Origin of the sequence: Ferruginibacter sp. (assembly GCF_031430955.1) — a bacterium.
Classification (GTDB): Bacteria; Bacteroidota; Bacteroidia; order Chitinophagales; family Chitinophagaceae; genus Ferruginibacter.
On record NZ_JANPCM010000007.1, the window covers coordinates 1 to 12,081 of the forward strand.

The following is a 12,081-nucleotide window of genomic DNA, read 5'->3' on the forward strand; positions in this document are numbered from 1 at the left end:
GAATCCAAAAACTTGCTTAATACGTAAGTAATATTACTTTTACACGGAAGTTAGAAATGATTGATTACCTCGGTTATTCTAAACTTTCAATTTTAATCTCAAACCACTAAGAAAATGAAAAGGAATTTTACATTCGTATTATTTGTACTCTTATTTACTGTCTCAACATTTCCAATCACAATTTTTGCTCAATTTAGTCCTGGTTTACCAGCAGCCTTTGGTATAGACGGAGACGCTATCTCGGGTCAATCTCAAAACATTTCAGGTAATTCACCTCAGGGCAGTTTTGACTGGTTTAAAAAAATAGGCTCCGGTGCTAACGTTGGTACAGGTGTAATTGATACCAGCGGAACTTTGCCCTATGCTACCCAAATAGCCGCAGGGCAAAACATTGCATTCACCCGTGGAATGGCTTTTAACAGGTACTCCACCCAAAATGGTTATCTTTTATTAGATGCCCGTTATGCAAGGGATAAGTTTGGGTTTTCTTCTCTCCCGGGACAAACTGATTTAACAACTTATACATCCGGTGCAAAAAACGGCGATAACCCAGCTAGTTGGACCACATCACCAACCGGTGGTGCAGTTTCGGACAAAGCAGATATTATAGATACTTATATACACATGCGCCGTAACGGAACTATTATTAATAATACAAATCCCAGCGCATTAATATTAGCTATGGGAGTTAGCACAGTAGGTAATACAGGTAACAGGTATGTAGATTTTGAATTGTTTCGTACAAGAATTGACTATAACCAGTCAACCGGTATATTTAGTAATTCAGGGCCAGGAATAACTGGTGGCCATAGTGCCTGGAATTTTAATGCTAATGGAACTGTAAAAGAAATAGGTGATATGTCAGTTTCTTTTACCTATAGCACAGCAGGGGTACAGGAGATATCTGTATATATTTGGGTTTCGCAAACTGCTTATAACACGGTAAGCCCTGCAAAATTCAGTTTTGTGCCAAACAATTTTCATGGATCTGTATATGGGTATGCAAAAATAGCAGCACTTGCAGCAAGTGGATTTCAATCATGGGGTTCAGCATCTACCAGCAATACTAACGCACCACTTTGGGGAACCAATTCCAAAGCATTAGGAGGTTCTCCTAATAATTATTATTCAATCAATTATGCAGCGTATGATTTTGGAGAAGTGGCTATTGATTTAACCAGTTTAGGTATTGATCCTGCCTTATCAGTAGGGATGGATCCATGCACACCTCCTTTTACAAGAGTGATGGCTAAAACCAGGTCTTCTTCAACATTTGAGTCAGCATTGCAGGATTTTACTGGTCCTTACGAATTTTTGGATGCCCCGCAGGCTCCTGCACAAATTGCTGCTCCCAGCGCTTTAAAATGTAATGTTACCACAACAACATTATCCCCTTCTATGATTGTTAGTGGAGCTTCTTATCAATGGTCAACTTCAAATGGTAATATCATTTCAGATCCGAATGCAACTACAATAACTGTGGATAAGACTGGAAAATATTTTTTAACTGCGGCTATAGTTGCAGGCTGCCCAACAAACACTGACAGTGCAACAGTGATTGCCGATTATTATAAGCCTGTAGCTTCGGCATCAGTTACCGGTATGCTGGACCCAACAAATTTACTATCCACAGTTACTTTAATTGGGGGTAATGTTGCTGCAAGCAATTACAGTACACCATTTGGAAATTCTGCAGGGTTAATTTGGAAATGGACAGGCCCCAATAGCTATACTGCTAATATTAAAAATCCTCAGACAACACTAGAAGGAAGCTATACTTTAGAATTAACTGAAGTGAGAAATGGCTGTAAAGATTATGCGGTAACAAATATAATTGCAGCTGCAGCACTACCGGTTAAATATCTATCTTTTGATGCAGTGGTTGCAAATAAAACTGTTTTATTAAAATGGAAAACAGCTCAGGAAGTAAATAACAGCCATTTTGAAATAGAGCGGTCTTTTGATAACACCACTTTTATCACTATAGGCCTTGCGTTAGATGGTACAACAATTAATGGTACAGAAAAAGACTATTTGTATGAAGATAATACGCCTGAATTACAGGAAAAAGTTATAGTGTATTACCGTTTAAAGCAATTTGATATTGATGGCAAAATAAGCTACAGCAAAGTTATCGCTGTCAGGTTACAGGCTTCAAAGGATATTGTAATGCAGGTTTCGCCTAATCCATTTACAGAAAATTTATATATACGTTTTACAGCTACTGAAAAAGGTACTGCTGAAATCAGACTTATCAATGCTTCTGGTCAAATAGTTTTAGCAAAGCAATCTTTCATAAGCAAAGGATACAATAATATTCAGCTGCAGGAGATAAGTAAATTTACCAATGGTTTATATTTTGTTCAATTATTAATGAATGGAATTATTATTGACAATCAAAAAATAATTAAAAACTAACTGTATATTTTTTAATTTTAAATCTGCCTCTGGAAAGGCAGATTTTTTTTGTTTTTAATTTAACTCTTTATATAAAAAATCGACTGAAACAATTTAATTTTTATAGCATGTTCACATTTTCCAATAAAAGAATAACTATTGCAACTGTGGCAGATGCCGCAAGCATTGTTGCCTTGCTCAACAGTGCTTACCGTGGCGAAAGTTCAAAACAGGGCTGGACAACCGAAGCTCATCTTATTGCAGGTAATGTGCGTACAGATGAAAACGATCTGCAAAATATAATGGCACAGCCCAACAGTGTTGTTTTAAAATATGTGAATGAGCAGGAAGAAATTATTGGTTGTGTAAACCTGCAACAGCATGATAATAAAGTTTACCTTGGTATGCTAAGTGTATCGCCAAATTTACAAGGCGCAGGTATTGGCAAACAATTATTAAAAATTGCAGAAGAATATGCAATGCATTTGCAATGTACTGTAATTTATATGACGGTGATTAGCGCAAGAACAGAATTAATTGATTGGTACAACCGCTACGGCTATAATGATACCGGCAAAAGAAAACCATTTATAGAAGATGATTTAACCGGCAGGCACTTGCAACCGCTAGAGTTTATGGTGCTGGAAAAAATAATTACTGCTGCATAAAAAAATGGGGCTGTATCAAAAGTACCAGCGATTGTCATATTGAGTTTATCGAAATATTACAATCGCTGACAAACAAATCTGTAACCATTTCGATAAACTCAATGTGACAGATTTGTTTGCTTTTGAAACAGCCCCATTTTTTAAAAGAAATTATTAAAACAATCTTTCATCCGGCGGTTTTATACCCTGCAAACGAATGTAAATAGCAGTCTGCCCACGGTGATGTGTTTGGTGCTCAAAAGTTTTCATCATCAATGCCATTCTTGTTGCTTCCATGCCAAACAGTTTCTTTTTTTCGCCCCATTTATTTACATCACTATTTTTTACTGCATTAGTGCAATAGTCGTAGCTGGCAGTTACATAATACATAACAGAATCTTTTTTTTGTGCGCTGGCGCTGTGCTCCAAATCGGCCTGCATAAAAGATGGTGTTGGCATATCCGATGCATTAGACATTAAGAATAAATTTCCCTGTGCAAGGTGCAGCATTTGTTGTGCAAAACTCCGGATGCTGTCCACTGCTTTAAAAGAATATTTATCGGCTGGCATTTTATTGAGGTAATCAACCGTATAAGCCTTTGCCCTTTCCCAGTCTTTTACCATTTGTGCTTTAGTATCTTCGGCACTTATAGATTGTGCTTTTACTAAAGCAGCAAACGTAAAACAGGTTAAAAAGAGCGATGCTCTTATAATTATTTTTTTCATAAAAAAGTTTTAGCTTAACAAATTAATAAAAAAAGAATAAAGGTCAAAGTATTCCTTTCTTAATTTCTTACAACAAACTTTATAATAACCAAGGTACAGTAAACTTATTCTTATCTATATAATGATTTATGTGCTTTTTTGTAAGAGACGTATTCAGGCTAAGCCAAATCATTTTAAGTAATCGCTGCCTGAATAGTGTTTGCCATGGCACATTATGGATTGATATCTGGAAAATTGTAAAAACAAAAAAGGCTGATAGCATAAACTAATCAACCTCTCTACGTAATAAGTATAACTGAAAATATTTTATACAAACATCAGCAAATACAAAATCTTTTCTGCTGATTAATAAAATTTAAGTTGCAGGTGCTAACCTTACATTTACCGCATTGGCACCTTTTGGTCCCATCTCCACTTCAAAAATTACTTTACTGTTTTCCTGCACAGGATCTTTCAGAGAATTGATGTGTACAAAAACACTTTCTTTAGTTTCCTGATCTTTAATAAATCCATATCCTTTTTCGCCGTTAAAAAATGTAACTGTACCTGTTCTTATTAAATCAGCAGCATCCATTTCTCCCTGTCTTGGTACACCAATTTCAATATCTTCCAGTTTGATCTTTCTCATTTTTTTAGGATCGGGAGGGGTGGCCGATATGTTTCCATTCTCATCAATGTAGGCCATCATATCATCCATACTTTTTACCTTAGGATTTTCTTTACGCTCCTGCATCCTTTCTTTTTTCTCTCTCTTACTTTGCATTTTTTTCTTTTCTCTTTCTTTTTTATTCCAGGTTTCCGCCATAATTGTTTTTATTTAATAATTAATATTGTTAAACGATGAGATTTGAGAGGATGATCTGTAGAAAAAGGGGGAAATATTTCGGCAGATTTTTGCAAAGATAAAGATAATTAGCGTGGTATTGTAATCTTTACGCCATCTGCACTGCTTAATTGTATAAAATGTGCTTAAAATTCAATCCCCTACTTTAAAAAAGGTTGAATAACACATTTAAAACGGTTACACATCATGTATTAATTCCACCACTCACTTCAATCCGTTGCCCGTTAATCCATTTGGCATCTTCGGTACAAAGAAAAGCCACTACGCTGACAATATCATCAGCAGCACCCACACGGCCCAGCGGCGATAAAGTTCCCATCATGGCTTTTACCTGCGGATTACTTCTTATAAAACCGTTATTAAAATCGGTTTCCACAGGCCCGGGTGCTACCACATTGGCGCCAATACCTTTTGCACCTAATTCTTTAGCAAGATATTTTGTAAAAACTTCTATAGCGCCTTTCATTGAGGCATAAACTGAATAACCGGGATTGGAGAAACGGGTAGTGCCGGTGGAGATATTTATTATTCTACCGCCAGTATTTAAAATGGGCACACATTTTTGCGTTAAAAAATAAATGCCTTTAAAATGTACATTTAGAAAATCGGTAAATAATTCTTCAGTTACATCCATAAAAGGTACAGTAGCACCCATGCCGGCATTATTAATTAAAAAATCGAAGGATGTGGTGTTCCATTTAATTTTCAATGTTTCTTTAACAGTGTTTACAAAAGTATCAAGGGAAGAAAATAAGCTCATATCCAGATGCAGTGCAATGGCTTTTTGCCCCATGCTTTCAATTTGTTTCACCACTTCCAGCGCTTCAGTTTCTTTACTACGGTAAATGATGATAACATCTATTCCTTTTTTTGCAATACTGATGGCCATATCTTTTCCCAGGCCACGGCTGCCGCCGGTTACTACTGCAATTTTTATTGGTGCCGTCATAGCTGATGATCTTTAAAAATAAATTTATAACATAACCATCATCTGCTGAAAATGTTTAGCACAAATAACAATAAGTTTATTTAAAATGATAAATTTGATATAGTATGATAAACAACATTATTTACATCATGGGGGTTTCCGGTTGCGGCAAAACTACTATTGGGAAATTATTATCTCAAAAAATTGCTATCCCTTTTTTTGATGGGGATGATTTTCATTCGGCAGCTAATGTAGAAAAAATGAAAGCCGGCGAGCCGTTAAATGATGAAGACAGGAGTGACTGGTTACAAAAAATTAATGAATTTGCTTTTGAACAGCAGCAACTAAATGGCGCTATTATTGCCTGCTCAGCACTTAAAGAAAAATACAGGATTGTTCTTAACAATGGTATTGCAAAACCAGTGTGGATATTTTTGAAGGGCAGTTATCAAATTATATTTCAACGCTTACAAAACAGGCATGGGCATTATATGCCGGCAACACTTTTACAATCGCAGTTTAGTAATTTAGAAATATCAGCCAACACAGTTAGTATAAATATAGAAAATGAACCGGAAACAATTGTGCAATTAATTATTGACAGGCTATATGAAAAATAATTTTTAAAAATCAGAATACTCCAGCGGTTGTAAAAACATAATATCAATATGCGATACATTGTGCTGGTACTCCGGCATTGACGATAATTTTTTCCAGACAGGAGAATCTACAAAACTTTTCCAGTGAGCATCTCTGTCGGTTTTATTTTCAAAACTGGTCATGTACATTAAGTTGGGCATGTGGCTGCCGGCAATTACTTCAGCATAAAAGATGGCATTAAAATTTAAGTTTTTAAATAATTCCACTTCTCCGCCTTCGTTAAACATATGCACTTTATTGGCAAATATTTTTTCTGAAGCACTTTCGTAACTGCGTAGTTCATACACTCTTTCATTTTTAGGGGAAGTAAGTTTGGGTAACTGCATTTGTGGTGCCAGGGGAAAAGCTTTTAATAAAATAACTTCCATTCTTGTGTAAGCAGCATTGGTATAAACTGCGTTAATATATTCGGTACCGGCTGTTTGATATGTGGCATCCTTACTTAATTTTTCTGCAATAGCCTGTTGATCTTCTAAATTTTTTATGGGCATGTACACATAAAGCATTTTTACTGCAGCAGTATCATTGGCTAATGCCTTAAATACACCAATATTTTTATAGTTCATTTTATGCAATGCAGGCAGCAAAGCATTTTTGAGATAATTATTTAAAACAGTTTCCTGTGCTGGAGTGGTATATTGATAAACCGTTAGCTGGTAAATCTCTTTTTTAGGTTTATTACCACTATAAGCAAATGAGCAAATAGAAAAAAAGCAAATGGCGAATAAAATGAATTTGGCAAAAAATGATTTCATGATGATTTAACTTTTAAATTGCAGCGACAAATTAATGGAAAATATTTATATATCGATCTTTTGTTTTTTGCAAAGGTTTGCAACCTTATAAAAATTATGGAAATACTTTCTTCTTATTCTTTAACTAACTGGGTATTGATTTTACTGGGAGCTTTTATCATTGGCCTGTCAAAAGCCGGGTTAAAGGGTATTGATATGATGAACGTAACCATTATGGCTATTGTATTTGGTGGTAAAGCCTCCACCGGAATTGTGCTGCCGCTTTTATGCGTTGCAGATATTTTGGCGGTAATGTATTATCACCGCCATGCAAAATGGCCACACTTTTGGAAACTTTTGCCCTGGATGGTTGCCGGTATTTTAATTGGTGTGTATGTGGGTAAAGATTTGGATGAAATATTATTTAGAAAAATAATGGCAGTAATAATTGTACTTACCGTAATTATTATGCTGTATTTAGAAATTAGGAAAACACCTGTAGTGCCGCATAATATTTTTTTTGCATCAGGGTTAGGTTTGGCTTCAGGCTTTACCACTATGCTGGGTAACCTTGCCGGTGCATTTTCCAATATTTATTTTTTAGCCATGCGCATGCCCAAGAACGATTTTATTGGTACAGCGGCCTGGGTATTTTTAGTGATCAATCTTTTTAAATTGCCCTTTCAAATTTTTTACTGGAAAAATATAACTGCATCATCTTTACAAATGGATCTGTTTTTATTACCTGCATTATTAATTGGTTTTTTTGCAGGCTTAAAAATTGTTGCTAAAATAAAAGACGATGGTTACAGAAAAGTAATACTGGCCTTAACGCTTGCCGGGGCAATTGTTATTTTTTTAAAGAAGTGAGGGTTTATATTATTTTCTCTTTATTATGTTCTGCTTTAAAATTATCCTGTTTATACCAATCATAAACGTTTGCGCCAACTAATGCTGCAAAAATTAGTATTACAATAAGAATAAGAATGGTTTTTAATTTCATAAAAATAATTTGGTGTTAACTCAAAAGCTATCTTTTTAAAAATTTCCCTTTCAGCAATTTTTCCATCACTTCATCTTTAAAATTGCGGCTTACCGGTATTTGGTGATTCCCTGTTTGGATAATATTGCCATCAATATTTTCAATTTTTGAAACTGCAATAATATACGATTTGTGCGTTTTAATAAATTGTATGACGGGCAGGTATTCTTCCACCGCTTTAAAAGTAAGATATGTAATGTGTTTTTTTTCTTTGGTATGAATAACTACATAATTCTGTAGTGCTTCGGCAAATAAAATTTCATCAAAAAAGATTTTTACTAATTTATTTTCTGCTTTAATAAAAAAATAATCAGGTGCCTGGTCGCCTTGTTTTGGTTCATCCATATTTATCTGCCTTACCTCATAAAACTCTTTGGCACGTATAGCAGCTTTTAAAAAGCGGTCAAACGAAATGGGTTTTACTAAGTAATCGAGTGCATTTAATTCAAATCCATCTAAGGCAAATTGCGGATAAGCAGTTGTAAATATTACCGGAGGCGGATGATGCAACTTTTTAAAAAAATCGAGGCCAGTAATTTTAGGCATTTGTATGTCTAAAAAAAGCAATTGCACTTTTCCACTGCTGAGCTGCTCTGTAGCCTTTAAAGCGTTATCAAATTCGCCTGTAAGATTAAGAAAATCTATATCGGCAATATATTCCTTTAAACCTTTTCGGGCAAGGGGCTCATCATCTATAATAATACAGTTGATCATTGTTATAATACTTTTAAAATGCCTGCGAATAATAATGCAACAGCAGTAAACAATACCCAAAAGGTTTTAAACTGTTTCTTTTTACGCAGCAGTAATCCGGTAAGCATGTTTTTAAATTTTAAGTTTGAAATTAATTTTATAAATGTCATCCTTATTTTCAATTACCAGCTCGTGCTGGTTTGGGTAAAGTAACTGCAGCCTTCGCTTTACATTAGTAAGGCCAATACCACCATGTTTTTCTGTTAGTTTAATACCGTTTTCTTTAGAATTTTCTACAGCAAATTCAAACAATCCGTTATGCCTGCTTAAATGCACTTTTACAAAATTGGCCTGGTTTGTTTTATGCGAAATATGTTTAAACGCATTCTCCACAAAAGGGATCAGCAGTAGGGGCTCAATAAAAAAACCTTTTACTTCGGGAGCACAATTAAATTCCACCAGGTAATTTTCATCTTTGCGTAATTTCTGCAGGTCAACATAATCTTTAAGGTAATCAATTTCTTTTTCTACAAGTATTTTTTCTCCATTGGCCTCGTAAAGCTGGTAACGCAACATATCCGAAAATTTATGCAATGCCTGCCTGGCATCAGCATTATTTTTATCAATTAAAAAATAAACGGAGTTAATTGAGTTAAAAAGAAAATGTGGATTAATCTGCGATTTAAGAAAACTTAATTCAGCTTCAGCTTTTTCTTTTGCCATGTCGATCATTTTTTTCTGCAACCTAATCTGGTCAACTACCAGTTTTATTGCAGCACCGGCAGTAACTAAAAAAAAATGTGGAATAACATTGTCGTAAAGCCGCACTTTTAAATTGGCGCCAAAATTAAGTAACTGGTCGTTGTTGAGTATTTTGCCTATCAGGTACATTTTAATGATGCTGCTGCCGATAATTATTACAATAAATATCAACCCAAAAAGTAAATATTTTTTTTTGTAAAGAAGTTGTGGAATAAGCAGGTAATTAGTAATATAAATAAGCAGGGCAAGATCAGCCACTTTTAGTACAGTAATCTTAAAAGCCCTTTCCCGGGTAGAATAATCTTCGTACCGCAGCATGTACCACAAGCCAAAAACCAGCATCCATATCAGCAGGTGGTGCAATTTATAGCGTAAAAAAAACGGAGCGTTGTGCATAGTGTAAAATAAATTTACAAAATCTATTTGGAAAATCCATTTACACTAACTGCAGGTTTTACTTTACAACAGGCATTTTTTCGCTTCGTCAAGTGTTTTATTCCCTTTATGTAATCCATTTGTAACCTGTTTTTTTTAGGTTGAAATTTGAATATAAATTAAAAGTGATGAAACATTTATTTCTTTTTACCATTTTATCAGTTGCAGCAGCACTCAACGGTTGCGGACAAAATCCGACAGTAGGCAGTAATAAAAAAAATGCAGCAGATATAAAAGCAGGCGGAAACTGCGAAGGCTGCGAAGCAGTTTATGAATCGCCGGTTAGTTTTAAGCAATTAAATAATATTGATACTTTGCCCGATTTTAATGAGGCTGGTACAAAGATAGAGATCAGCGGTATTATTTTTAAGCCAGATGGCAAAACTCCTGCAGCGGATGTGGTGCTATATATTTATCACACCGATCAAAAAGGGCTTTACTCAAAAAAAGGTAATGAACAAGGTTGGGCTAAGCGGCATGGTTATATACGTGGCTGGATAAAAACTGATAAAACAGGTTTTTATAAATTTTATACCTTAGTTCCGGCATCTTATCCCAACAGTAATAATCCAAAACATATTCACCCCACAATAAAAGAACCTGGCATTAGCGAATACTGGATTGATGAATTTCTTTTTAACGACGATCCTTTATTGCCTGATGCGGAGAAAAATAAAATAAATCCGGTTGGAGGTAATGGTGTTTTAAAAACGGTGTTTGTTAATGGGGTGCTGCATGCTGAAAGAAATATTATTCTGGGATTGAATGTAAAAGATTATCCAAAAAAATAAAAATATAGTTTATGAAAAAGTCCACGTTATTTTTTGCCTCCATTGCAGTTATTTATATTTTAAATGCTTGCCATGGCCACTCAAAAGCAAATGTGTTGGGCATTGTGGAACCAACAGAATTAAACTTTTCTAATTTATCAGTTGAACGAACACGGTAAGTGATAATGGAAAACAATGGAAAGCAGAAAGGGCACCATGGAGTCCAAGAGGTGGAATAGCAGCCTGCATTTATAACAACAAAATATTTATGACGGGAGGAAAATATGGTGGGCCGGATATTGCCGGGCAAACTGAATTTATTTATAGTAACGATGTTTGGTCTTTAGAAAAAATTATAGTAAGCCAACATGAAATGCTGTTATTTTAAATTATTATAGCCATAATTTTTTGTATTTCATGTTTGCTTTTTGCGCTGTTTTTTTATAGATATATTCGAAAGAAGGGGACTGCTAAAATATTTTTTTACAATTGTATTTCAAACAAACATGCTGGCATATTATGATAGTGATCGGGCAGCCCCTGCGTATTTTTTAAGTTAAACATACCCAAAAAATTAAAACCTGCATTGGTATAATGCGCTATTAATTTTGTATTGTTGCCGAGTGTATCTAACCGCACAAATTTTTTGCCATTAAGTTTTGCATATTCTTTAGCCCAGGTTGTAATCAGTAATACAAAATTTTTACCCCTGAAATTGGGATTGGTTGCAATACGGTGAATGTAAATCGCAGCATCGGCATTTCGTTTTTCCCAAATTTGTTCATCACTAAAAGTAGTAGCCCAAACGCAGGCAATTTCGTCATCAATAATTAATTTCCATTGCCTGTTTTCAACAATTTCTGTTTCTACAAGTTCCTTTTCAAAATTGGGCCACACCACTACGGTTTGTTTTTCTTTTTGATAGGCTGATGCTATTGCGTATAGGCGGAATATTTCATCAATATCTGTTGTGGTGCAGTTTTCTATTTTCATGTTAGTTATTAGTTCGGCGTATTTAAGAGTACAAATGTCGCAGCTTTTAAACTTTCGCAGTAAAAAAATATAAGCCGCCCCTTTGCAAACAGGGCTATTATACAGCTTGCCCTGAAAATTATTTTTTAGCACGGAGGGGTTTATCTAAAAATTAGCACCTGCAAAAAAGACTACTCTAAAATATATTGTCCTCTTTTATAAACAATTATATCTATCAAAGTGGTAGCTCTAAAGGTTAAAGCAACAAATTATTTTTGTAAATCTGTACGGCATAGCCGAACCTAAAAAAAAATTTTGATTTTAAAATAAAACGCTATACTTTGTATATGATTTTTTCCTTCCCCAGATAAACAACTTTTAATAACCCCAATTTTCCTCTCAACATAACTTACCTGATGTGGTGATTACGAAAAGTAATCTTATTTAAAATTCGATATCATATAAATACAG

General features: G+C 34.8%; 14 protein-coding genes. 6 read left to right on the forward strand and 8 right to left on the reverse strand.

Going from position 1 to position 12,081, the window contains the following annotated elements; translation table 11 throughout:
• Nucleotides 1-114: 114 nt before the first annotated feature.
• Nucleotides 115-2,418 carry a T9SS type A sorting domain-containing protein gene (locus ACY65O_RS00165; RefSeq protein ID WP_462218820.1) on the forward strand — a complete coding sequence of 768 codons (2,304 nt, stop codon included), beginning with the start codon at nucleotides 115-117 and terminating at the stop codon, nucleotides 2,416-2,418.
• Nucleotides 2,419-2,525: 107 nt separating this feature from the next.
• On the forward strand, nucleotides 2,526-3,065 hold the full coding sequence (locus ACY65O_RS00170) for a GNAT family N-acetyltransferase (RefSeq protein ID WP_462218821.1): 540 nt from the start codon (nucleotides 2,526-2,528) through the stop codon (nucleotides 3,063-3,065).
• Nucleotides 3,066-3,218: 153 nt separating this feature from the next.
• Here the strand turns inward: ACY65O_RS00170 and ACY65O_RS00175 are convergent, their stop codons facing one another.
• From ACY65O_RS00175 to ACY65O_RS00185, 3 genes are all read right to left on the reverse strand, one after another.
• The gene (locus ACY65O_RS00175) at nucleotides 3,219-3,770 is read right to left on the reverse strand and encodes a DinB family protein (RefSeq protein WP_462218822.1); all 552 of its coding nucleotides are present in this window, start codon (nucleotides 3,768-3,770) and stop codon (nucleotides 3,219-3,221) included.
• A gap of 355 nt (nucleotides 3,771-4,125) precedes the next feature.
• A complete protein-coding gene (locus ACY65O_RS00180; protein ID WP_462218823.1) occupies nucleotides 4,126-4,575 on the reverse strand; it encodes a cold-shock protein in 450 nt (149 codons plus the stop codon).
• 223 nt (nucleotides 4,576-4,798) lie between these two features.
• Complete coding sequence (locus tag ACY65O_RS00185) at nucleotides 4,799-5,563, reverse strand: SDR family NAD(P)-dependent oxidoreductase (protein ID WP_462218824.1); 765 nt, start codon at nucleotides 5,561-5,563, stop codon at nucleotides 4,799-4,801.
• Nucleotides 5,564-5,667: 104 nt separating this feature from the next.
• Between ACY65O_RS00185 and ACY65O_RS00190 the strand changes: the two genes are divergently transcribed.
• Complete coding sequence (locus ACY65O_RS00190) at nucleotides 5,668-6,162, forward strand: gluconokinase (protein WP_462218825.1); 495 nt, start codon at nucleotides 5,668-5,670, stop codon at nucleotides 6,160-6,162.
• A 3-nt stretch (nucleotides 6,163-6,165) separates the two neighbouring features.
• Here ACY65O_RS00190 and ACY65O_RS00195 read toward each other — a convergent pair whose 3' ends face one another.
• On the reverse strand, nucleotides 6,166-6,957 hold the full coding sequence (locus tag ACY65O_RS00195) for an NIPSNAP family protein (RefSeq protein WP_462218826.1): 792 nt from the start codon (nucleotides 6,955-6,957) through the stop codon (nucleotides 6,166-6,168).
• 18 nt (nucleotides 6,958-6,975) lie between these two features.
• Between ACY65O_RS00195 and ACY65O_RS00200 the strand changes: the two genes are divergently transcribed.
• On the forward strand, nucleotides 6,976-7,806 hold the full coding sequence (locus tag ACY65O_RS00200; RefSeq protein ID WP_462218827.1) for a sulfite exporter TauE/SafE family protein: 831 nt from the start codon (nucleotides 6,976-6,978) through the stop codon (nucleotides 7,804-7,806).
• 4 nt (nucleotides 7,807-7,810) lie between these two features.
• On the opposite strand, the gene ACY65O_RS00205 is transcribed toward ACY65O_RS00200, so the two are convergent.
• The 3 genes from ACY65O_RS00205 to ACY65O_RS00215 all read right to left on the reverse strand — a co-directional run bounded on the left by ACY65O_RS00205 (nucleotide 7,811) and on the right by ACY65O_RS00215 (nucleotide 9,829).
• Nucleotides 7,811-7,939 carry a hypothetical protein gene (locus tag ACY65O_RS00205; RefSeq protein ID WP_462218828.1) on the reverse strand — a complete coding sequence of 43 codons (129 nt, stop codon included), beginning with the start codon at nucleotides 7,937-7,939 and terminating at the stop codon, nucleotides 7,811-7,813.
• A gap of 27 nt (nucleotides 7,940-7,966) precedes the next feature.
• A complete protein-coding gene (locus ACY65O_RS00210) occupies nucleotides 7,967-8,692 on the reverse strand; it encodes a LytR/AlgR family response regulator transcription factor (protein WP_462218829.1) in 726 nt (241 codons plus the stop codon).
• Nucleotides 8,693-8,803: 111 nt separating this feature from the next.
• Nucleotides 8,804-9,829, reverse strand: a complete 1,026-nt coding sequence (locus ACY65O_RS00215; RefSeq protein WP_462218830.1) for a sensor histidine kinase — start codon at nucleotides 9,827-9,829, stop codon at nucleotides 8,804-8,806.
• Nucleotides 9,830-9,996: 167 nt separating this feature from the next.
• Between ACY65O_RS00215 and ACY65O_RS00220 the strand changes: the two genes are divergently transcribed.
• Nucleotides 9,997-10,659, forward strand: a complete 663-nt coding sequence (locus ACY65O_RS00220; protein WP_462218831.1) for a dioxygenase family protein — start codon at nucleotides 9,997-9,999, stop codon at nucleotides 10,657-10,659.
• 11 nt (nucleotides 10,660-10,670) lie between these two features.
• Nucleotides 10,671-10,817, forward strand: a complete 147-nt coding sequence (locus tag ACY65O_RS00225; RefSeq protein ID WP_462218832.1) for a hypothetical protein — start codon at nucleotides 10,671-10,673, stop codon at nucleotides 10,815-10,817.
• Between the two features lie 304 nt (nucleotides 10,818-11,121).
• Here ACY65O_RS00225 and ACY65O_RS00230 read toward each other — a convergent pair whose 3' ends face one another.
• A complete protein-coding gene (locus ACY65O_RS00230; protein WP_462218833.1) occupies nucleotides 11,122-11,631 on the reverse strand; it encodes a GNAT family N-acetyltransferase in 510 nt (169 codons plus the stop codon).
• Between the last annotated feature and the right edge of the window lie 450 nt (nucleotides 11,632-12,081).